This is a genomic window from Nocardia sp. NBC_01730 (assembly GCF_035920445.1).
Taxonomy (GTDB): Bacteria; Actinomycetota; Actinomycetes; order Mycobacteriales; family Mycobacteriaceae; genus Nocardia.
Genome location: NZ_CP109162.1, coordinates 4,693,168 through 4,714,539 on the forward strand (window position 1 = coordinate 4,693,168; position 21,372 = coordinate 4,714,539).

17 protein-coding genes are annotated in these 21,372 nt (G+C 66.6%); 8 read left to right on the plus strand and 9 right to left on the minus strand.

Annotation, left to right across the window (positions count from 1 at the left end):
* Window positions 1–104: 104 nt before the first annotated feature.
* Window positions 105–1,763: a molybdopterin-dependent oxidoreductase gene (locus tag OHB12_RS18915; RefSeq protein ID WP_327109930.1), complete on the plus strand. Its 1,659-nt coding sequence runs from the start codon at window positions 105–107 to the stop codon at window positions 1,761–1,763.
* A 60-nt stretch (window positions 1,764–1,823) separates the two neighbouring features.
* Here OHB12_RS18915 and OHB12_RS18920 read toward each other — a convergent pair whose 3' ends face one another.
* The 3 genes from OHB12_RS18920 to OHB12_RS18930 form a co-directional block, all read right to left on the minus strand.
* Entirely contained in the window at window positions 1,824–2,462 is a 639-nt protein-coding gene (locus tag OHB12_RS18920) for a UbiX family flavin prenyltransferase (protein ID WP_327109931.1), read from the minus strand.
* Window positions 2,462–3,907, minus strand: coding sequence for a UbiD family decarboxylase (locus OHB12_RS18925; protein ID WP_327109932.1), 1,446 nt, complete (start codon window positions 3,905–3,907; stop codon window positions 2,462–2,464). Before OHB12_RS18925 ends, OHB12_RS18920 begins: the two co-directional genes overlap by 1 nt.
* Before the next feature lie 105 nt (window positions 3,908–4,012).
* Window positions 4,013–5,305, minus strand: coding sequence for a cytochrome P450 (locus tag OHB12_RS18930; RefSeq protein WP_327109933.1), 1,293 nt, complete (start codon window positions 5,303–5,305; stop codon window positions 4,013–4,015).
* 983 nt (window positions 5,306–6,288) lie between these two features.
* Here OHB12_RS18930 and OHB12_RS18935 point away from each other — a divergent pair.
* Entirely contained in the window at window positions 6,289–6,630 is a 342-nt protein-coding gene (locus OHB12_RS18935; RefSeq protein ID WP_327109934.1) for a hypothetical protein, read from the plus strand.
* Between the two features lie 525 nt (window positions 6,631–7,155).
* Window positions 7,156–8,361 carry a M20 metallopeptidase family protein gene (locus OHB12_RS18940; RefSeq protein ID WP_327109935.1) on the plus strand — a complete coding sequence of 402 codons (1,206 nt, stop codon included), beginning with the start codon at window positions 7,156–7,158 and terminating at the stop codon, window positions 8,359–8,361.
* A gap of 136 nt (window positions 8,362–8,497) precedes the next feature.
* Here the strand turns inward: OHB12_RS18940 and OHB12_RS18945 are convergent, their stop codons facing one another.
* The 3 genes from OHB12_RS18945 to OHB12_RS18955 form a co-directional block, all read right to left on the minus strand.
* Entirely contained in the window at window positions 8,498–9,979 is a 1,482-nt protein-coding gene (locus OHB12_RS18945) for a DHA2 family efflux MFS transporter permease subunit (protein ID WP_327109936.1), read from the minus strand.
* 11 nt (window positions 9,980–9,990) lie between these two features.
* The gene (locus OHB12_RS18950; protein WP_327109937.1) at window positions 9,991–10,677 is read right to left on the minus strand and encodes a PadR family transcriptional regulator; all 687 of its coding nucleotides are present in this window, start codon (window positions 10,675–10,677) and stop codon (window positions 9,991–9,993) included.
* Between the two features lie 447 nt (window positions 10,678–11,124).
* Window positions 11,125–12,018 carry a glycine betaine ABC transporter substrate-binding protein gene (locus OHB12_RS18955; RefSeq protein WP_327109938.1) on the minus strand — a complete coding sequence of 298 codons (894 nt, stop codon included), beginning with the start codon at window positions 12,016–12,018 and terminating at the stop codon, window positions 11,125–11,127.
* Window positions 12,019–12,214: 196 nt separating this feature from the next.
* On the opposite strand from OHB12_RS18955, the gene OHB12_RS18960 reads away from it, so the two are divergent.
* Genes OHB12_RS18960 through OHB12_RS18975 form a run of 4 tightly spaced genes read left to right on the plus strand, consistent with a single transcriptional unit; the run spans window position 12,215 to window position 15,723 of the window.
* A complete protein-coding gene (locus OHB12_RS18960; protein ID WP_442800114.1) occupies window positions 12,215–13,147 on the plus strand; it encodes an ABC transporter substrate-binding protein in 933 nt (310 codons plus the stop codon).
* A gap of 11 nt (window positions 13,148–13,158) precedes the next feature.
* Entirely contained in the window at window positions 13,159–14,307 is a 1,149-nt protein-coding gene (locus tag OHB12_RS18965) for an ABC transporter ATP-binding protein (protein ID WP_327109939.1), read from the plus strand.
* 34 nt (window positions 14,308–14,341) lie between these two features.
* On the plus strand, window positions 14,342–15,010 hold the full coding sequence (locus OHB12_RS18970) for an ABC transporter permease (protein ID WP_327109940.1): 669 nt from the start codon (window positions 14,342–14,344) through the stop codon (window positions 15,008–15,010).
* A complete protein-coding gene (locus OHB12_RS18975; protein ID WP_327109941.1) occupies window positions 15,007–15,723 on the plus strand; it encodes an ABC transporter permease in 717 nt (238 codons plus the stop codon). The genes OHB12_RS18970 and OHB12_RS18975 overlap by 4 nt, the downstream gene beginning before the upstream one ends.
* Window positions 15,724–15,815: 92 nt before the next feature.
* Here OHB12_RS18975 and OHB12_RS18980 read toward each other — a convergent pair whose 3' ends face one another.
* The 3 genes from OHB12_RS18980 to OHB12_RS18990 all read right to left on the minus strand — a co-directional run bounded on the left by OHB12_RS18980 (window position 15,816) and on the right by OHB12_RS18990 (window position 20,227).
* Window positions 15,816–17,012 carry an NAD(P)-dependent malic enzyme gene (locus OHB12_RS18980; RefSeq protein WP_442799814.1) on the minus strand — a complete coding sequence of 399 codons (1,197 nt, stop codon included), beginning with the start codon at window positions 17,010–17,012 and terminating at the stop codon, window positions 15,816–15,818.
* 492 nt (window positions 17,013–17,504) lie between these two features.
* Window positions 17,505–19,058 carry an FAD-binding protein gene (locus tag OHB12_RS18985; protein ID WP_327109942.1) on the minus strand — a complete coding sequence of 518 codons (1,554 nt, stop codon included), beginning with the start codon at window positions 19,056–19,058 and terminating at the stop codon, window positions 17,505–17,507.
* Between the two features lie 314 nt (window positions 19,059–19,372).
* Window positions 19,373–20,227 (minus strand): PHP domain-containing protein, encoded by an 855-nt coding sequence (locus OHB12_RS18990; RefSeq protein WP_327109943.1) that lies wholly within the window; start codon window positions 20,225–20,227, stop codon window positions 19,373–19,375.
* A 61-nt stretch (window positions 20,228–20,288) separates the two neighbouring features.
* On the opposite strand from OHB12_RS18990, the gene OHB12_RS18995 reads away from it, so the two are divergent.
* A complete protein-coding gene (locus OHB12_RS18995) occupies window positions 20,289–21,362 on the plus strand; it encodes a magnesium and cobalt transport protein CorA (protein WP_327109944.1) in 1,074 nt (357 codons plus the stop codon).
* Window positions 21,363–21,372: the final 10 nt, after the last annotated feature.

Genomic DNA, 21,372 nt, shown 5'->3' on the forward strand with positions numbered 1-21,372 from the left:
CGGCGGCCGCGCTGGGATGGAGCCAGCACGTCGAGAACAAAGACGGTTCGCATGTTCTGGAATGGTCGCACTGTGCGCCCGCAACCGGCAGTAGGCTCGGTTCCATGGCCGAGCTGCGACTGCGGGTGGTGGCCGGGATCGTGTCGGCGGGGCTGACGCTCGGCGTCGCCGAATTGGTCGCGGCTTTCGCCGACGCCCGCAGCGCACCGCTCAACGCCCTCGGCTCGGTCGTGGTCGATCACACGTCCGACAGCCTGCGCGAGTGGGCCATCGATACCTTCGGCACCGACGACAAGTCCGCGCTGTATCTGATCATGGGCGTGGTCGCCCTCGTCGTCGCCGGGCTGGCGGGAGTGATCGAACGCCCGTCCCGTGCCACGGGCTCGTGGTTGCTCGCCGCCTTCGGAGTGATCGCCGCCGCCGCGGCGGTGGCCCGCACCAGCGTCTCCGGTGCGCTACCGACGGTCATCGGTGTCTCGGTCGGGATCTATGCGCTGCGCGTGCTGACCCGCCGGATCGAGCGCACGGCCGAGGCCGAAGAGTCCTCTGCGTTCGAGCGGCGAGACCACCGAACACCGGACACCGGAAGCGAATCCGGCAGGCCGAGCGACGAAGCCGCGCCTCCCGCCAGCGCTGCGCGGGTACCGGCCGCGTCGTCCACGACGGCGGTCGACGCGGCGCAGCGGGCCGCCGCACCGGAGCGGCGGCAGGTTTTGCAGGGTCTGCTGGTGACGGGCGGTGCGGCCGTGGTGACCGGGTTCGGCGGGCGGCTCCTCAGTGCCCGGCGGCGGGACGTGTCCGGTGAGCGAGCCGCGGTGCGGCTGCCGGAGCCGAGCGCTCCCGTGCAGCCTCTCGCGCCCGGCGTGGACCTGCGTGTTCCCGGGTCGACGCCGTACCTGACCGCGAACGACGACTTCTACCGGATCGACACCGCGCTGATCGTGCCCCAGGTGTCCAAGGACTCCTGGTCACTGCGCATCCACGGCATGGTGGACCACGAAATCGAGCTCACCTGGGCGGATCTGGCCAATCGGCCGGTGGAGGAACGCCTGGTCACGCTGGCGTGCGTGTCGAACCCGGTCGGCGGCGACCTGATCGGCAACGCGCGCTGGCTCGGCTACCGCCTTGACCAGCTACTCGCCGAGGCGGGACCGCACGCGGACGCCGACATGGCGCTCTCGCACAGCACCGACGGCTGGACCGCGGGCAGTCCGCTGTCGGTGCTCACCGACGGACGCGACGCCCTGCTTGCCATCGGCATGAACGGCGAACCCCTCCCCGTGCAACACGGGTACCCCGCCCGCCTGGTCGTCCCAGGTCTCTACGGCTACGTCTCGGCCACCAAATGGGTGACCGAACTGGAAGTCACTCGCTTCGACCGCGCCACCGCCTACTGGACCCGCCGCGGCTGGTCGGCCCTCGGCCCGATCAAGACCGGCACCCGCATCGACACCCCGCGCGCCCGCGGCCGCATCGAGCCGGGCCGCATCCCCATCGCCGGTGTCGCCTGGGCGCAGCATCGCGGCATCCGCGGCGTGGAGGTGCAGATCGACAATGGCGCATGGCAGCAGGCCCGCCTCGCCGACGAACAGTCCGTCGACACCTGGAGACAGTGGGTCTTCGACTGGGATGCCACCACGGGCCCGCACACCATCCGCGCCCGCGCCACCGATGGCACCGGCGAAACCCAGACCGCCGAGCGCAGCGACGTGGTCCCCGACGGCGCCACCGGCTACCCCACCGTCACGATCCAGGTCGGCTGAGCTCGATATCGGATCAATTCGGCGATCGGTTCGGGACCGCCATCCCGACCATGACCATTCTCAGCGATAACCGTTGTCCGCTGGTTCCTCGACCCCGGACACCACGAGGCGAGCACCCCCATTGGACTCAGCGCTCGGTGTGCCCCAGCGCGAAGTGAGCTCGTTCTCGATGCCGAACTGGTCGAGAACCCGCGCGACGATGTGCATGACAAGGTCGTCTACCGACTGCGGGAGGTTGTAGAAGGCCGGAACGGGTGGCACCACCGACGCTCCCGCGTCACTGAGGGAGAGCATGTTTCGCAAATGGATAGAGCTGAGCGGGGTTTCCCGTGGCACAATCACGAGCCTGCGCCGCTCCTTGAGCGTCACGTCGGCTGCGCGCGCGATCAAGTTCTCCGACAGGCCATGAGCGATCGCGGCCAGCGTGTTCATGCTGCAGGGAACAATGATCATCCCATCGGTTCGGAACGAACCGCTCGATATCGGTGCTGCTTGGTTCGAATGCTGGTAGTGCCGGTGGGCGAGAGCCAGCACATCCGGTACGGAGTAGTCGGTCTCGATCCGGATCGTGCGCTTCGCCCACTCGCTGAGTACCAGATGCACCTCGACCTCGAGGTCCCGCAGCGCCTCGAGCAGGCGGATCCCGATGATGGCTCCCGTTGCCCCGGTCATCGCGACGATCAGTCGCTGCTCGCGCATCACCGCTGCCCGTAACCGTACTCAGCCCAGCGACCGAGAACGAGCCGCTGAATGTCTTCGGTCCAGCCATCCGCGAAGTCGACTACCCGGGTGTGTTTGTGCCGGTACTCCGAAGACCAGCTCGTGGGGAAGGTCGCATCCATGATCCACGCACTGTTCTCCCACGTGCTTCGCTCTTCCGGAGTCAGGTGCGGCAAGAGCGGGTTCGTCACGGGAAGCCTCCGGACCACTTCGAAACGGTCCGGGTGCAACCGGGTCGCGATCGCCCACCACACTTGGTCCATGTCGGTGATGTCGACGTCATCGTCCACCAGAACCAAACCCGAGGAGAACATCCGATAACCGGAGAACACCGAGGCGAAGACACGCTTTGCGAGACCAGGACGTGCCTTGGCCGAAACTACGGTGACAATCGGTGGAGACGGCAGGAAGACGGATACACCCGGCACACCGGCGGCTTCAAGCCGGCTCTTGATCAAGGCGCTGACCATCAGAGACATCGGCGTTCCGTTGTCGTCGTACGGCTTGCTCGGATTAGCCATCGTGAAGATCGGGTTCGCTCGGTGGGTGATGCACGAGACCCTGGCGACCGGACTCAGACCGCTGTGCGCGGCGTGACCGGTGTACTCGCCGAATGGTCCTTCCATGGCTAGATCGCCGGGGTGCACCTCCGCCTCGATGACGAACTCCGCTGTCGCCGGGACGAGAAGATCGCTTGTCTCACACTCGACGAGGGAAACCGGGGATCCTTTCAGCGCGCCCGCCATGGCGGACTCACTCACCCCTTTCTCGAAGGGCGTCATCGCTGCCAGGCTGGAGTGTGGATCGGCGCCGATCACGACAGCGATGGGCATGGGCTTGCCTGCGGACTTGTACCTTTCCAGAATTCCGCCGCCGTGCTGCTCGCTCGGCAGCAGCAGGATGCCGAAGCTGCGCTCGTCGTGCACCATGCACCGATATGTGCCCCAGTTCGTCCAACCGGTGTCCGGATCCTTGGTCACAACGATGCAGGACGTCCCAACGTAGCGTCCGCCGTCGATCGACTTGATCCACGGCACCGGCAGATCCAGCAGGTTGGCGTCATCTCCCTGGTGGATGATCTCCTTGCAGGGGGCGGAATCGCGATCGACGACAACTGGCTCGACCGGCTTGCTCAGCTTCGTCCGAATCGACTCGATCAGGTCCAGCGGGTGAGTATCTATGGGACGTTCGAGTGCAGTCGCCACCCGACCGAACAACGACCGCGAGTCCGGCCCCATCGCCACCCCTAGGACGCGGTGCCCCGGATATCCCTTGATGTTCTCGAAAAGCGGTGCAGGGGCGCGTCGTTCACAAGCCAGCCGCGTGATGGCACCGAGCTCCTGGTTCCAGTCGACCTCGGCGGTGATCCGGAGCAGTTGCTCTCGCCGTTCGAGCTGCTCGATGTAGTCACGTAGATCCTGCATGTCGTCCTTCCGTCCGAGGCGGACCGATGATGATGCCGCGATGGCAGCGAAGAGCGAGTGGAGGAATCAACGCCCCGCCGATAACGGGCATGTGGATAGCGAGCCTTAATTGTTGGTCGGTAACTGGCTGGCATCCAGGGACAGCCCGACGGGTTGCAGGTGCGAGGTGAACTGCTCGATGACCTCAGCGCCCTGAGTCGGAGCCAGTCGGTAGCGGCGCAGGATAGCCGCGGTGGACAAGGCGGCGACGGCGTATACCCAATGGGTCCCCTTGCAGTAACTGGTGCCCAGCGAGAACGGCAGGAATGCATTAGCCGGTCCAGCCAGGTCTGAATCGGCCCAGCGCTGCGGCAGAAAAGCATGGGGATCGAAGTAGTTGGCAGGATCCCGTTGGATGGGGTACACGGCGATGCGCACCTGCATCCCCGGCTCCAAGTGCTGGTCACCGATGTCGACCGCCTGGCAAGCGACCCACCCCTGGATCCATGCGGTCGGGTAGAGCCGCAGAGTCTCATGCATGGCGTGGCCGGTGGAAATCAAGTCGGCCGGGTTGAGCGCCTCGGGGGTCCCACTACTACCGAGAACAGCGAGAGCTTCCTGGCGGAGCCGAGTCTGGTGATCAGGGTGCTTTGCCAGTTCGTGCAGCATCCACGCGGTGACAAGGCCGGGACCGGTCTCCACTCGCCACAGGGCATGTGCCACCGCGAAAACCACGCTGCGTAGATCGGTTTGGCCACGTTTGTGGGCGGCGGCCATCAGTGTCGACAGCAGATCGGGACTGTCGACTTCGACACCGCCGCGTCGCCGGTCGACGGCACGCTGGACCCGGGACCCGATCTCGGCCGCGGCCTGGGCAAAGCGGGCCTTCGCATCGGGGTCATCGGGTCGGCCGACGCCACGCACGACACCGGGAGCGGCCGCGCGCATGGTGGCGTGCAGACCAGTCATCAGATCGGCGTCGGGTCCCAGGCAGAGCAATGCCGCCAACCGGGAGCTGAGTTCCAGCGCACCATCCAACGCGGGCCAACCGGTCGCCGCCGGTGGATGAGCGTCCAGGCCCGCATCGGCCGCGGCCAGCATCGCCGGGGCGAGCTTGCGCACCGAGGCAGCTGTCCAGGCCGGCGTCATCCAGGATTGCACCGTAGCTCGGCCGGGCGGCAGCTCGGTCGATGTTCGCCCGCCGCCAGAGCCCTCAGCCGAATCGACGTAAAACCTGCTCGGCAAAATGTAGGTTCCCCGAGGAGCACGCAATACCTCCTCGGCGAGCGCGGCATCGACGATCACCAATGTGGAGTCGTCGTACCACCAACAGCGTGGCAGCGGACGGGTGTCGGGAGCGCGCAGCAGAGACATCCACCCGCGCTCCTGACGACCCGTCTGCGCACTCGAGGTGTTCACTAACAACACCTAATTGACATGATATCTATCGATCCGACCGATCAGTCGTGGCTGATCGAGTCCTCGACGAACAGGCCTTCCGGCACCCCGGGACCGTCGGTCACTCCCCACCCGTATTCCCACGTGGGCAGCTCCGTGCGCTCAACTTCCACAGCATCCATGATATTGTCCTCCGTCTTACCAACAACCCCAAAGTGAGTGTTGCTAGGTGGCAGCCTCGCTCACGTATCACACGTTCTCGTGATGGGGGCCTACAGGGTATCGCGACTATCGTCCCCCTACAACACGTACGAGCTCGGTCTTTCCCGAACCACTGCGCCAGGACCTAGGACTCGACCTTCAGCCGTCCCCGAGAACACCCAAGAGTTACTCGACTGCACTGGATCGACCCAGGGGCCGGGTGACCCATGGCGGCGGCAAAATTGTGAAATAAGGATTTTACCTGCGACTTCGGCGTTCCTTCTCAGGCGGGCGCTGCCGCATGCGGTAACGATCTCGGTTACCGTGCCGGTCCGTTCCGAAAGTCGTTGCCGTGCCCGCGTTGTCATCACCTCCCGTCCTTCTCGCCGATACCCTGCCAGGCCGCGCCCCGGGGCGAGGCGGACGACAATCCTCCATTGGATCGCTGATTCCTGTGGGATTGCTGGAAGTGTTGAAGACGGTCGGTGATCCGCGCAAGCGAGGCGGAGTGCGCCAGCGAGTCGGCACCGTGCCGACCGTGGCGCCGACCGTGGCGCCGACCGGCGCGCGGTCGTTCGCCGCGATCACCCAATGGGCTGATGGGGCGCCGGTCGGCATCATGGTGCAGCTGAGTGTGAGTGGCCGGGTGCCGTCGGAAGCGACGATCCGCAGGCTGCCGCACCAGGTGCCCCCGACACCATCGACGAGGTGGATGTGGCTGCGCACCAGCGTTTTCCGCGGCAGTCGGGTGATCGTGGTCGACGGCAAGACCCTGCGTGACACCCGAGACACCGCGGAACCTGGTGCATCCGCGCGCCGGGCTGGGCGAGCGTGCCGGTCGCCCCCCAGATCGACGTCGGCGCGAAACCAACGAAATACTCTGTCCGCAGGCGCTTTTGACATGTTCGGGCATCACCGGTGCGGTGATCGCCGCCGATGCCATGCACTGCCGGGGCGACACCGCCACGATGATCACCGACGGCGGCGGCCATTACATCCGCACCGTCGAGTCCGATCGACGCGACTTCCATGAACGCGTCAAAGCCCCTGCCTGGAAAGACATTCCGCTGCGCGGCGATCTCGACCGGACGCGATCACGGCAGGCGGACACCCCGCACGCTGAAGACGACAGAGATCTCCGATAGCATCGGGCTCCCGGTGCCGCACAGGCGCTAGGGCTGACCCGCACCCGTAGGTGGGGCGCAAGCCCGGCAAACGCGCCCGCACAACTGCCTATGCCGTCACCAGCCTCATTGTCGCCGACACAACCCCCGAACAGGTCGCCGAATGATTGCAGGTAATGGGAAGATCGAGGACTACCCGCACTGGGTCCGCGATGGTTCCTTCGACGAGGACCGCTGCCGGATCCACACCCGCAGGTCATGACTACCCTCCGCAACACCGCCATCGGCCCGCTACGGCCGGTTGGGCATACCAACATCGCCGCCGCGCCGCGACACCATGGCCTACGACTTCAACCGGCCCGCCTGACTACTGCTCGCCCGCTGAAACACGACTTGGCCGCGCCCTGCAGGTGGCCCGAGTGCGCCATCCCCTCGAGCCACCCGACCCTGCGATCGGCCCCTGGACTGCACCACCCTCGGGTGTAAAGATCCCTGGTAACGCGGAACGCTCACAAGATAGCGCAGATGGACACGAGGAGACACGTTATGGACCTCTTGGATGACGCTCGTGAAATGAGTACATATCTCAGGCATCTACGCCGAGAAATACACCGCGAGCCAGAGGTCGGCCTTTCTCTGCCGAAAACTCAGGAGAGAGTTCTCAACGCACTGGATGGGGTTCCTCTGGAAATATCCACTGGGATCGAAAGTACCTCGATCACGGCGGTACTCCGCGGAACAGCCGAGTCGCCGTCGAATGGCAGACGACGCACAGTCCTCTTGCGCGGTGACATGGATGCGCTACCGATCCACGAGCAGTCCGGTGAAGACTTCGCCGCGACGAACGGCGCGATGCACGCCTGTGGCCACGATCTGCATACAACGGCACTGGTAGGGGCCGCTCGACTACTGGCCGCACAGAGAAACCGGCTCTCCGGCGACGTGGTATTCATGTTTCAACCCGGCGAAGAAGGGTGGAACGGCGCCGAAGCAATGATCCGAGAAGGAGTGCTCGATGCTGCGGGACGACGGGCCGACCATGCCTATGCTATTCATGTTTCGTCCAGTCAGTCTCCTACCGGCCTAGTGGCCAGCCGTCCCGGAGTAGTGCTGGCCGCTGCTTACACGCTCGAGGTTACGGTCTCCGGCCCGGGTGGACACGGCGCGATGCCGGACAAGACGAGGGATCCGATCACTGCGATTGCCGAGATGATCGGCGCACTACAGACTGCGGTTACCCGGAATTTCAACGTGTTCGATCCAGTCATACTTACAGTCGGCACGTTACATGCGGGCACTCGTCACAACATCATCCCCGAGGTCGCATCATTCGAAGCGACCGTCCGTACGTTTTCCTCTGATTCCGAGCCCAGATTACGAGAGATATTCACCCGCTGTCTCAAAGGTTTGGCCATGGCGCATGGTGTCGATGTCGACATTCGGTTCAAACCAGAGTTTTCAGCAACAGTCAACGACTCCAGTGAGGTCGAATTCACCGCTGATGTGGTTCGAGAACTGCTGGGAGAGCGACGTTATGCCACAGCGCCACACCCGATCAACGCATCGGAGGACTTCTCCTTGGTACTGGATGCCGTGCCTGGTGCAATGCTACTGTTCGGCGCTTGTCCACCGGACGCGGATCCCGGTCGGGCACCGGGGAACCACTCTCCACTAGCCCGATTCGGTGACGCAATATTGCCAGACGTTGCCGCGTTGCTATCAGGGTTTGCCATGGCTCGGTTGACCGAGTAATGAGTTCGAACTCATGGGTTTATCGGGTCGAGGGTGAAGCCGGTTTCGGCTAGTAATCCGTCGAGGGAGGCAGCACTGATTCGCCGACACCCCGTGCCCCGCGCGCGGATGGCTTGCGGGGCACGGGTTCGCGGATTCAGCTCACCATCGAATCTGCCTTGTCGCGATCTTCCCGCAGTCCTGCCGGGGCCGACTTTCCATGCCGGACGAACAGCGCCGAAGCCACGACGCCGATGAGCAGGATGCCTGCGGGCAGCAGGGTGGACTGGCCGAGCGCGGTGCTGAAGGAGTCCTTCACGAACTCCGGGATCGGGCCCTGGCCCGCGCCGCCCTCGGCGACCTTGCCTCCGCCGAGTCCATTCGCTGACATCCTTGCGGCGATCAAGGCGCTGATCGCCGCGCTGCCGAGCACCGAACCCACCTGGCGGGTGGTGTTGTAGACACCTGCGCCCGCACCGGCCTGCTGCACCGGGAGGTTGTGCGTGGCGGTGGCCGCCAGCGGCGCCCAAATGCAGGCGTTGCCGAGGCCCCCCAGACCCGCGGACACCAGGAACAATGCCAGCGAGGAGTCCGGCTCCATCAACGCGGAGAAGCAGAACACTGACAGCGCGAACAGAGCGAATCCGACGGTGGGCACGATCCTCGGGTGCAGTTTGTCGGCGAGTTTGCCGATCAGCGGGGAGCCCACGCCGGTCACGAGCGCCATCGGTGCGAACACGAGCGCGGACTCGGTCGGCGACATTTCCCGCACGGCCTGCAAGTAGAAGAACGACGGCACCATCAGCGAGGTCACCGCCCCGCCCATCGCGGCGATGGCGGCGGTGGACAGCCCGTAGTTGCGATCGCGGAACAAGCTCAGCGGCAGCAGCGGCTCACCGGTGTTGCGCCCCTGGTTGACCAAGAATGCGGCGAGCACGAGCGCGCCCGCGCCGATCATCAGCCAGATGCGCGGCGACCAGTCGTAGTTGTTGCCCTCCTGGATGCCGAATACCAGCAGGAACATGCCGACGCCGCTGAGCACGACACCGGGAATGTCGAACTTGTGCTCATGGGTCGGCAATGCGGGCACCAGCCAGACCGCCAGCGCGAAGGCGATGATGCCGACCGGGACGTTCACTATGAAGATCCACTCCCAGCCGAGGCTTTCGACCAGAACGCCGCCGAGAATCGGACCGACCAGGGTGGCCAGACCCGCGACGCCGCCCCACAGACCCATGGCCGCGCCGCGCCGATCCGGCGGGAAGGTCCTGGTGATCACCGCCATGGTCTGCGGCGTCATCAGTGCGGCGCCGATCCCCTGCACGGCGCGCGCGGCGATCAGCATGCCGATGGTGCCGGACAGACCGCACCACAGCGACGCGGCGGTGAACACTGCGAGACCGATCAGGTAGATGTTCTTGGGGCCGAAGCGGTCACCGAGTCTGCCGGTGACCAGCAGCGGCACGGCGTAGGCGAGCAGGTAGGCGCTGGTCACCCAGATCACCTGGGAGATATCGGCGTGCAGGTTCGTCATGATCGCGGGATTGGCGACCGCGACGATCGTCATGTCCAGCAGGATCATGAAGAAGCCGACGACAAGCGCGACTAGCGCGAGCCACGGATTGCGTTGTGTGGACATGGATTTCGTTCCTAACTCAGATTCTCCGATGACCGAATGTTTGTGGCGGAGTTCGCCGCGGCCTTGCGCGGCACGGGCAGTTCGGCGGAGTCGGCGTCCGACCACGTGTCGTCGTGGTCGGACGTCCGCACGCCGGTCTCGGGGTCGAAGTCCTCCCATTCGAGTGCGCCGCCGTCCAACTCGGCGATGAACTCGTTGACCCACGTGGCTTCGGCGGCGAGCATCGCACGCAGAAACGGGAGCGAGATCCAGTAACGACGCGGGACGACGTGCTCGTCGGCCCAGGCGACCATCATGTCGGTGTCGGCGAGTTCGGCCTCCAGCCGGCCGACCCGTTCACGCAGCAGCGCGAGCACATCCTGTTTGGGGAGATTGTGCAGTTCCCCCAGCGCCACCGGAAACCTCGGATACTCCGGGATGGGCCGCCGCACGATCTCCGCGATCCGGTCGCGCAACGCGTCCCTGCCGCGCGCGGTGATCCGGTAAGTGGTGCGTTCGGGCCGGTTGCCCGCTCGGTCGACACCTTCGGAGCGGACCAGCTCTTGGTCGGCCAGCCGCGTGACAGTGTGGTACAGCGAGCCGGGCCGCACCTTGACCAGCTTGTCTTCCCGGCGTGCGATCAGTAGCTGATACATCTCGTAGGGATGCATGGGCCGCTCCTCGAGCAGCGCGAGCACAGCGATCGCCAATGGCGTCACGGATGGATACGCCTGCTGCCCCAATGTCTGGTCACCTCCCGCAGTTCGCCCCGGCTTTCGGTCATCGAGGAGCCGGGCGTCACTCGCGACCCGCGACAGCAGTCCGGGTCTCCGACATACTCCATACTTAATATTCCATGCGGAATATACGGTGTGGAGTAAAGGGGATGCAAGTCTCATGAGCTTGCGGAAAGGCAGTCGGGACACGGAATTTCGCCCGCGCGGCCGCGACGGAACACGGTCAGCCCAGTTCAGGCGGGCACATGCGACGGCGGTACCAGCAGCAGGCTCGACAACAGCTCTGGACGGAGTCATATGCGTAGAACAGACGCGGCGCACTTGTCGCCACAACGGTCGGCGACCGTCGTGACCTCCAGCGACCCGATCGGCGGCCCCGTCGAAAACCCCGGAGACCAGCGGATCATGCGCCCGGGGACACCCTGGACGCTACAACGCGTGCTCGTCCAACCAGGCGCGCGCGACCTCGCCCGGCGCGGCACCGTCGTCCCGGACCCGCCGGATCATGACAGCAAGGTCCTTCGTCGTCAGCTCGCCCGCGACATAGTTCAGCTTCTTGATCTGCCGCTGGTCGAGCAGCCCCTTGCGGAACAGCGGCAGCACGTTCTCGGCGCGCAGCGCATAGTCGTCGTCGGACAGCGCGGTGAGCCCGTCGGTCGCGCCGGGAGCGAGCTCGGGTGGACCGGTCAGCACACCGACTTGGATCTGCCCGTCCAGCAATGCCCTTCGCAGCGCGGCCGGATCCGGAAACGCCGCGATCGCCGCGAAGTCGCATCCGGTGACCCGATCGAGCCCGGCCGGAAGCGGCAGCAGTCCGGGCGCGGACGCCACGCCGACGGTCAGCCCACCGCAGCGCGAGGCGAGATCGCCGACGGATCGCACGTTGTCGCGCGCCGCGGCCTGCTCGGTCACCAACACCCGCGGCCGCAGATCGGCGCCGTCCGCGATGTCGGACACCAGCAGTCCCTCGGGCAGCGCGGCGCTCAGCGCGCTCGCCACCTTCGCGGGCAGGCGATCGGCCGCATGCTCGTCGAGATGGGCAAGCAACGCGCCGGTGTGCTCCCCCACCACCTCGACCCGGCCCGCGTCGAGCGCGGCCAGGTAATCCGAGCGACCGCCCAGATGCGATTCGACCGCGGTCCGCGCGCCCGTGCGCGCCAGCGCGCCCGCATAGATTTCGGCGAGCACCGCGGACTCCGCCGAGTCGCCCGCGCCGACCGTGATGCGCGGCCCCGAATCGTCGTTCCCGCAGGATACGACCAGCGCGACGGCCCCGACCACCAGAAATCGAGCAACCATCCGCACCGACGTGGCCAACATCATACGGCGACACCAACTCTCCGACGGACCGACTCAACCAACGGGAACACCCGGAAGCGGGCAGTATGGACACCCAGAATGTACCGGTGGACGCTCGGCCCCCAGACCGCGCACCGCCCGCCACGCCGGAAGGACTCCCGTGAAATCCACCCGCACCACCGATGCCGCCAGGCACCGGCGCTCCGCGCTGCGCATCGTGTTGCGCGCCTCGCGCGTCCTTGCCGCCGCCGCGGCCCTCGCCGTCGCGATGATCCTGTCGTCCTGTGGCAATTCCGATCCGCTCGGGGCCAAGGGCAGCTGCGAAAGCGACGGGCTGATCGTCGGCTCAGCGAACTTCCCGGAGTCCGAGACCATCGCCAACGTGTACGCGGAGGTGTTGCGGGTGAACGGATTCACCGTCGACACCAAGCTCAACATCGGCAGTCGGGAAGCTTATATCCCGGCGCTGCGGCAGTGCGCCATTTCGGTAATCCCGGAGTACACCGGCAACCTGCTGCAGTACCTGGACAAGAACGCGACCGCGACCACCGCCGCCGACGTGGACAGCGCGCTCGGCAAGGCGATCGGCTCCGACCTGGCCATCGGCACCCCGGCGCCTGGCGAGGACTCCGACGCCGTCGTCGTCACCCGCGCCACCGCCCAACGCTGGAACTTGCGCACCATCGCGGACCTGGCCGCGCATTCGGCCGAGGTGAAGTTCGGCGCACCGGCCGAATTCCAGGAGCGCCCGGTCGGTCTGCCCGGTCTGAAGAAGAACTACGGCCTCGACATCGCCGCGAACAACTTCGTGCCGATCGCCGACGGTGGCGGGCCCGCCACCGTGCGCGCACTGGTGGACGGCCAGGTGACCGCCGCCAATATCTTCACCACCTCGCCCGCCATCGTGCAGAACGACCTCGTGGTCTTGGCGGATCCGAAGCACAACTTCCCGGCGCAGAACATCGTCCCGCTGGTCAACGCGGCCAAGAAGTCGGACAAGGCGCTCGCCGCACTGAATGCGGCGTCGGCCGAGCTGACCACCGCCGAGCTGATCAAGCTGAATGAGGCCGTCTCGGGCACCAGCAAGACCGAGCCCAAGGCCGCGGCCGTGGCTTGGGTGGCTGCCAAAGGGCTGAGCAGGCCGAACGGATAGGAGAAACAGCGTTGTCCGATATCGAGTTCTCCGGTATCAGCAAGACCTATCCGGACGGCACACATGCCGTCACCGACCTCGATCTGCGCATCGAATCCGGTTCGTTCACCGTGTTCGTCGGCCCGTCCGGCTGCGGCAAGACCACCTCGATGCGGATGATCAACCGGATGATCACCCCCAGCTCAGGAACGATCACCGTTGCCGGACAAGATATTTCGACGATCGACCCGGTGCGGCTCCGCCTCGGTATCGGGTACGTGATCCAAAGCGGCGGGCTGCTGCCGCACCGCACGGTCGTCGACAACGTGGCCACCGTCCCGGTGTTGCGCGGCGACTCGCGCCGCGCGGCGCGGGCCGCGGCGCTCGAGGTACTGGACCGGGTGGGCCTGGACCGGTCGCTGGCCGGGCGGTATCCGGCGCAGTTGTCCGGCGGTCAGCAGCAGCGCGTCGGTGTGGCGCGCGCGCTGGCCGCCGACCCGCCGGTTCTGCTGATGGACGAGCCGTTCAGCGCGGTCGACCCGGTGGTGCGTGCCGAATTGCAGGTCGAAATGCAAAGACTGCAAGCCGAATTGCACAAGACCATCGTGTTCGTCACACACGACATCGACGAGGCGATCACCCTCGGTGACCGGGTAGCGGTGTTCGGCCGCGGTGGAGTGTTGCAGCAACACGACCCGCCGCGGCATCTGCTCGCCCAGCCTGCCACTGATTTCGTCGCCGATTTCGTCGGTCGCGACCGCGGGTATCGGGGGCTGTCCTTCCGAATCGCCGACGACGTTCCGCTCCAGGAGATCCGGATGGCAGTGGCCGAGGAGGTGAGCACGCTACGGCTGGACCGCGGGGAATGGGTACTGGTGGTCGACGCGACCAGCAAGCCGATCGGCTGGGTTGACGTGACCGGCGTCGAGGCGCTGCGCTCCGGACGTGCGCTCGCCGACAGCATGTCCGCGGGTGGCTCGCTGTTCAGCCCGACCGGGGACCTGCGCCAGGCGCTGGACGCCGCGATCTCTTCGCCATCCGGAGTCGGTGTCGCCGTGGACGATTCGGGTGCCGTCCGCGGCGGTGTACTGGCCACCGAGGTGGTGCGGCAGTTGGCGAACCAGCGCGCGGACGAGGACGCCGAACGCAATCGGCACTTCTTCGAACAGGAAGCGCGGTGAGCGGCGGCCGGATGCCCGAGATCCGGAGGACGGCATGAAGTATCTCGTCGACAACTTCTCGGAGATCATGGGTTTCACCGGAACCCATCTGTACCTCGCGCTGGTGCCGCTACTGCTGGCGTTGGTGATCGCGATTCCGGTCGGCGCGCTGATGCGTCGGGTGGCGTTGCTGCGGCGGGTCACGGTGACCGTGGCGAGCCTGGCCTACACCATCCCCTCGCTGGCGCTGTTCGTGATCATCCCTCCGGTGGTGGGGATTTCGGCCATCGATCCGCTGAACGTCATCATCGCGCTCACCATCTACTCGACAGCGCTGCTGGTGATCGCGGTCCCCGCCGCCCTGGATTCGGTGCCCGCCACCGTGCTCGACGCGGCCGACGCGGTCGGCTTCGGCTCGCTGCGGCGCACACTCACCGTCGACATGCCACTGGCCGTCCCGGTGTTCGTGTCCAGCCTGCGGGTGGTGGTGGTCACCAACATCGCTATGGTGTCGGTCGGCGCGCTGATCGGCGTCGGTGGGCTCGGCAAGCTGTTCACCCAGGGGTATCAGCGCGACTATCCGGACGAGATCATCGCAGGCATCATCGTGACACTCGCGCTCGCATTGATCGCCGACCGGGTGGTGTACGTGCTCGGACGCTGGTCGACACCGTGGGTGCGCGCCGATGCCAGGACCTCGAAAGCGAAAGCCGCTGCCGCATGAACCTTTTCCTCGACGCCTGGCACTACCTCACCGACGGTGCGAACTGGAACGGCCCAGCGGGCATCGGCACCCGGATCGCTCAGCACCTCTGGTACAGCTTCCTGACGATCGCGATCTCCGCGGTGATCGCGGTACCGCTCGGCTTGGTCATCGGCCATACCAGGCGTGGAGCGGCGGTGCTGGTCGGCTTCGCCAACGCCATGCGCGCCCTGCCGACACTCGGTCTGCTGACCTTCCTGGTGCTGCTGCTCGGTCTCGGCCTGATCCCGCCCCTGCTTGCCCTCGTCACGGTCGGCGTCCCACCGCTGCTGGCCGGCGCCTACGCGGGGATCGCCAATGTCCCGGCTGATGTCGTGGACGCCTCGCGCGCCATGGGCATGACCGAACGCCAGATCCTGTTCCGCGTGGAAGTGCCCAACGCCATGCCCATCCTGCTCACCGGCCTGCGTGGCGCCACCCTCCAGGTGGTCGCCACCGCGACCATCGCGGCCTACGTCAACCTCGGCGGGCTCGGCCGCTACATCTTCGACGGCATCAGCCTCTACCGCTACGACCGCGTTCTGGTCGGCGCCCTCCTGGTGGCGGTGCTCGCGATGCTGCTCGACGGCTTGCTCGCATTCACGGTGTGGGCTGGCGCACCGGGGACCGGCCGCTTGCGCCGATCACCGCGACTGGCCGTAGCTCCCGCGGTCGATTTGCGAACCGCGGACTGACTCCGTCGGCCACGCATCGATTCGATACGAACGACTAAGGCGCCCCGCTCGAATCGAGCGGGGCGCCTTGGTCGATTACGCTGAAAATCCGGTCAGGCGACGCCCTCGGCGCGGGCAGCGGCGGCGACGGCCTCGGCGACAGCCGGGGCGACGCGAGGGTCCAGCGGGCTCGGGACGATCTTCTCGGGGCCGAGTTCGTCGGCGACGACGCCGAGGATGGCGTTGGCGGCGGCGATCTTCATGCCCTCGGTAATCCGACGAGCGCCCGCGTCCAGCGCGCCCTTGAAGACACCGGGGAACGCCAGCACGTTGTTGATCTGGTTCGGGAAGTCGCTGCGGCCGGTGGCCACGATCGAGGCGTACTTGCGCGCCACCTCGGGGTGGATCTCCGGGTCCGGGTTGGACATGGCGAACACGATCGACTCCGGCGCCATCGAAGCGATGAGCTCCTCCGCGATCAGGCCGGCGGACAGGCCGAGGAACACATCGGCGTCTGCCAGCGCTTCGGCGGCACCTCCGTTGAGGTGCCGCGGGTTGGTGCGGGTGGCCAGCTCGGCCTTCACCTCGTTGAGGTCACCGCGGTCCTTGCTGACGATGCCCCTCGAGTCCAGCACGGTGACGTCCAAGACGCCCGCGGCAAGCAGGATGTTCGTGCACGCGACACCGGCCGCGCCCGCGCCGGACACTACGACCTTCAGGCCTTCGATATCGCGGCCCTGTACCTTGGCCGCGCCGTTGAGGGCGGCGAGCACCACGATCGCGGTGCCGTGCTGGTCGTCGTGCATGACCGGGCAGTCCAGCGCTTCGATGACTCGCTTCTCGATCTCGAAGCAGCGCGGCGCGGAAATGTCCTCCAGGTTCACCGCGCCGAAACTCGGACGCAGGCGGATCAGCGTCTCGACGATCTCGTCGACGTCCTTGGTGTCCAGCACGATCGGGATCGAGTTCAGGCCGGCGAACTTCTTGAACAGCGCGGCCTTGCCCTCCATCACCGGCAGCGAGGCGCGCGGGCCGATGTCACCGAGGCCGAGCACGGCGGTGCCGTCGCTGACCACGACCACCAGCCGATCGGTCCAGGTGTAGCGCTTGGCCAGCGCCTCATCCTGTGCGATCGCGCGGCTGACCTGGGCGACACCTGGCGTGTAGGCGATCGAGAGGTCGCGCTGGGTCTCCAGGGGCGCGCTGAGTTCGACCGAAAGTTTGCCGCCGAGATGACCCGCGAAAATTTCGTCGTGTGTGATTTCGGAAAGGTTTGCGGTGGCATTCGGTGCGTCAGTCACAGGTGACACGATTTCACTCCTGCTCGGGTCGGGCTAAACCGGGGGACGGTTACCACCGGGTAATAGGTATAAGTCGATTCACTGCGCTCATCGAATGCGCTGACCGGGACGTTTCGAGATGGCTGCGAGCAAAACGACTGCGGCTGGCAGATATCTTGATGACGTGTCACGGCATTGATGCGCGGAGCAAGAACCAGACGGGTGGTCCGGTCGGAACATGCGGCGTGATCCTCGGGCCGCGACGGTGCGTCGCGAGTCGGAGATCTCCGTAGCTCTCCAGCTCTCCCCTACCCGGCGGTGGCGTAAGTAAGGAATCCGCACATTCTGCCAGCCCCACAGGGAAGTTGCCAAACCTGGTATGCCCAGGGCCGTGTCGCGCGCCATCACCCCACCGTAAGGCCTCGGAATTACCCTGAAGTGAGCGGAAACTCGCACCTCACGGCCGCTGCCCCGTGAGCTGTCGCACCATCCGGCGCCGAGCCGGTGTGAGACCCGGGCAGCTTATGCGACGATGTCTCGCGGCTCTCCCGACGCTCTCCCCACGACATCCGGACGCACCCACACGCTGCGAATCCCACCGGACGTCAGGCGCACCCGCCAGTTCTCGGCCGCACCGGGATGATCGGTGCGGCGGTGCATGCCGCGGCTTTCGGTCCGCATCAGCGCGCTGTATTTCGTGTACCGCGCCACCGCGAGCAGCGCAGCGGCCTGCCTGGCGCGCAGCCGGTCCACACCGCTGCCGCCGAGATCGAATTCCGCGCCGGGCCACATCTCGTCCAGTTCGCCGATGCTGTCATGCAGGCTGCCTGCGCTGCGCCAGTAGCTGCGGCGCAGCGGCAGGGTGTGCTCCTGCACCAACCCGACCACGGCCCTCGGATCGATCCGCGCCACGGCGTTGAGCCCGGCGCCCGGGACCTCCCTGGCAGGCACGCGCCGGTCCGCGGCACGCGCGAACTTCGCAGCTGCCGCGCCCGCCCACACGCCGGAGGCGACGGCCCACGCGCCACCCTGGCCGCCGAACCCGCTGCTGGCGCCGGTGATCGGTTCCCGGCTGGTGACGTCACCGGCGGCGTAGAGCCCGGCGACGGTGGTGGCGCAATCCAATCCGGTCATCCGCAGTCCCCCGGTGCCGCGCACGGTGCCCTCCAGCACGGCTTGCAGCGGCACCCGCCCCGTGCGGTCGACCACCCGTTGCCGTATCAACCAGCTGCGCAGGGCATCCGGGATGTCGTCGAGCGAGGTGTACACCTGGCGACCGTTGGCGATGGCCGCGAAGGCCGCCGACCGATGCCCGTCGAGCACGGCGCCGGATTCGTCGTAGAAGGTGGCGAAATGCAGCGCGAGATCCGATGAGGAACTCGAGCGCACCGCGGGCGTTCTACTGTGCGGCAGCGGGGTCAGGCCGTAGGCGTTGGAGAACTCCATGCCGGACAGTTCGGCGCCCGCCTCGACGGCGAACAGCAGCCCGTCACCGGTGTCCACTTCGGTGCCGGCGCCGCCGGACAGGAACGCGCAACCACCGGTGGCGACCACGACCGCACCCGCGCGAACGGTCCAGCGCCGAAAGCCGCTGTGCTGCAATCCGCTCGCCCCGGACACCACGCCGTCGCGATCGACGAGCAGTTGTAACGCCGGATGATGGTCGAGAATCCGGACTCCGGCCGCGAGCACGCCGCGACGCATACGACGCAGGTAGCCCGCGCCGTCCAGATACACCCGCCGCGCCGCGCCGCCCGATGCCTCGCCGGGAAACCGATGGCCCCACCGCGCCAGCTGTTCCACCCGCTGGTGGGTCTCCTCCAGCACCCGATGCATCCACTCCGGATCCCCGAGCCCGCCGCCGTGCGCGTACCCACGTTGCACCGCCGCATCCCGCGCAGGCCCCGGCGGAATGTTCCACAGCGACGTCGTGCCGAACGCCGTCGGCCCGCTGGAGCCGCATCGCGCTTTGTCGGCGAGGACGACGCTGGCCCCGGTGGCGGCGGCCGAGACGGCCGCCCAAGTCCCGGCGGGGCCACCGCCGAGAACCAGTACGTCCGTCTCGAGTGCACTCACAATGAGAAATGTTCGGCCACAATTCACCCGGCCGCAACCAATACCGGAATATCAACTCCACCATTGTGTCCAAAGCAATATGCCGGCCGCGACGAAAACAACCACGGATCCGGAAAGGGCTGCGAAACCCCGATGCCTATCCGAATAAATCTGCGCCGTGACGGCGATCGCGGCGATCACCGCATGCCAGGTCACCGACTCTCCGCCGGGCCCTGGGAACCCGCGCCGGTCGGCGATCACCGAGGCGCCGACTACAACGAGCATGAGTGCGAAGGTGCCTGCGGCAACAATTCCGCTGAGCCCACGCACCACTCTCACGAGGCGATCACCGGCACCCCGGTCGCCTTGCCGACCAACTTCTCGAATTGGGCGGCTTCGGTGGTGAATTCACCGAGCCGGATGGTCTTGTTCGCGCCGTGGTAGTCCGACGAACCAGTGGTGAGCAGACCGAGTTCGGCGGCCAAGTCCGTCAGCAGCGCACGATCAGCCGCCGAGTGGTCGGGGTGATCGATCTCCAGACCGCCCAGCCCCAGGGTGGCCAGCTCGCGGATGTCCGAAAGCGCGAGCAACCTGCCCCGCTTGCGCGCCCTGGTGTGCGCGAGCACACTCACGCCACCGGCGGTGGCGATCATCTCGACCGCGTGACGCAGCGGCGTGTCGGCCTTCTCCGCGTAATAGCGGCCGTGCGGGGCGAGCAGCTCGGTGAATGCGGCGTCCACACTCGGCACCACGCCCGCCGCCACGAGTGCGCGCGCCAGATGCGGACGACCCGCGGACGGCCCGGCCGAGGCGAGCACGGCATCGGGGTCGATCGGCAGTCCGTCGGCCGCCATCCGCTCCGCCATGGCACGCAGGCGCTCCACCCGCTCGGCGCGCAGCCGCTCGCGTTCGTCGGCGAAACAACGATCGGTCGGATCGAACAGGTAGGCGAGCAAATGCACGGGAACCGGCCAGCCGTCCGCGCCGAGCCCGACGCAGGACATCTCCATGCCGCGGACCAGCGTCATCCCTTTCGGTAGCGCGTCGACTGCCTCCGCCCATCCGGCCGTCGTGTCGTGGTCGGTGATCGCGACGACATCCAAGTCCGCGGCCGCCGCGTTCCGTACCAATTCGGCCGGAGTGTCGGTACCGTCGGACGCCGTCGAATGGGTATGCAGGTCGATGCGCACGCCCCAGTCTTACAGTTCGCGGATCCGTTCCCGCACGCGCAGGCGACGTAGCATCGTCACCGTGCCCTCCTTTTCCCCGCTGTCATTTCGCGGATACGGCCGGACGCCGACGCCGCCGCGAGTGCCTACGGTGCCGACGGCGCGTGCGATCGTGGACTGCGCGGTGTACGTGGACGGCAAACGGCTGCCCGGCCGGTTCAGCCATGAGGAGGCGTTGGCAGAAGTCCGCGACAAGGGAACCGGATACGTCTGGGTCGGTGTGCACGATCCGAACCGGACACAGATGGCCGACATCGCCACCACCTTCGGACTGCACCATCTGGCCGTGGAGAACGCGGTGAAGACCCACCAGCGGCCGAAACTGGAGCGCTACGACGACATGCTTCTGCTGGTCTTGCGCACTGTGAGCTACGTCGAGCACGAAATGGACAGCGTCAGCGAGATCGTGGAGACCGGCGAGATCGTCGTGTTCACCGGCGCCGACTTCGTGGTCGCGGTGCGGCACGGGGAACACTCGGGGCTCGCCGAGGTGCGCAGGGCCTTGGAGGAGGACCCGGCCCAGCTGTCGCTGGGTCCCGGCGCCGTATTGCACGCTATCGCCGATCGGGTGGTCGATTCCTACATCGAGGTGGCCCAATCGGTCGAGAACGACATCGACGGGATGGAAGAGGAAGTCTTCACCCCGCGCAGCAGGGTCACCGTCGAATCGATCTACCAGCTCAAACGCGAGGTGGTGGAGCTGCGGCGCGCGGTGAATCCGCTCGCCGCGCCGCTGCAACAGCTCAGCCACAAACCGGACCTGCCGCTGTCCAAGGAGGTTCGGCGCTATCTGCGTGACGTCGCCGAGCGCCACACCGCCGTCGCTGAGCGCATCAACGACTTCGATGAGGCGCTCAGTGCGCTGATCAGCGCCGCGCTGGCCAAGATCGGCGTGCAACAGAACACCGACATGCGCAAGATCTCGGCGTGGGTCGCGATCGCGGCCGTGCCGACGATGATCGCGGGTATCTACGGCATGAACTTCGATCACATGTGGGAGTTGCACCAAGTCTGGGGTTATCCGGCGGTATGGCTGCTCATCGTCACCATATGCACCGGCCTGTTCGTCACCTTCCGCCGCAACAAGTGGCTGTAGCCCGACACCG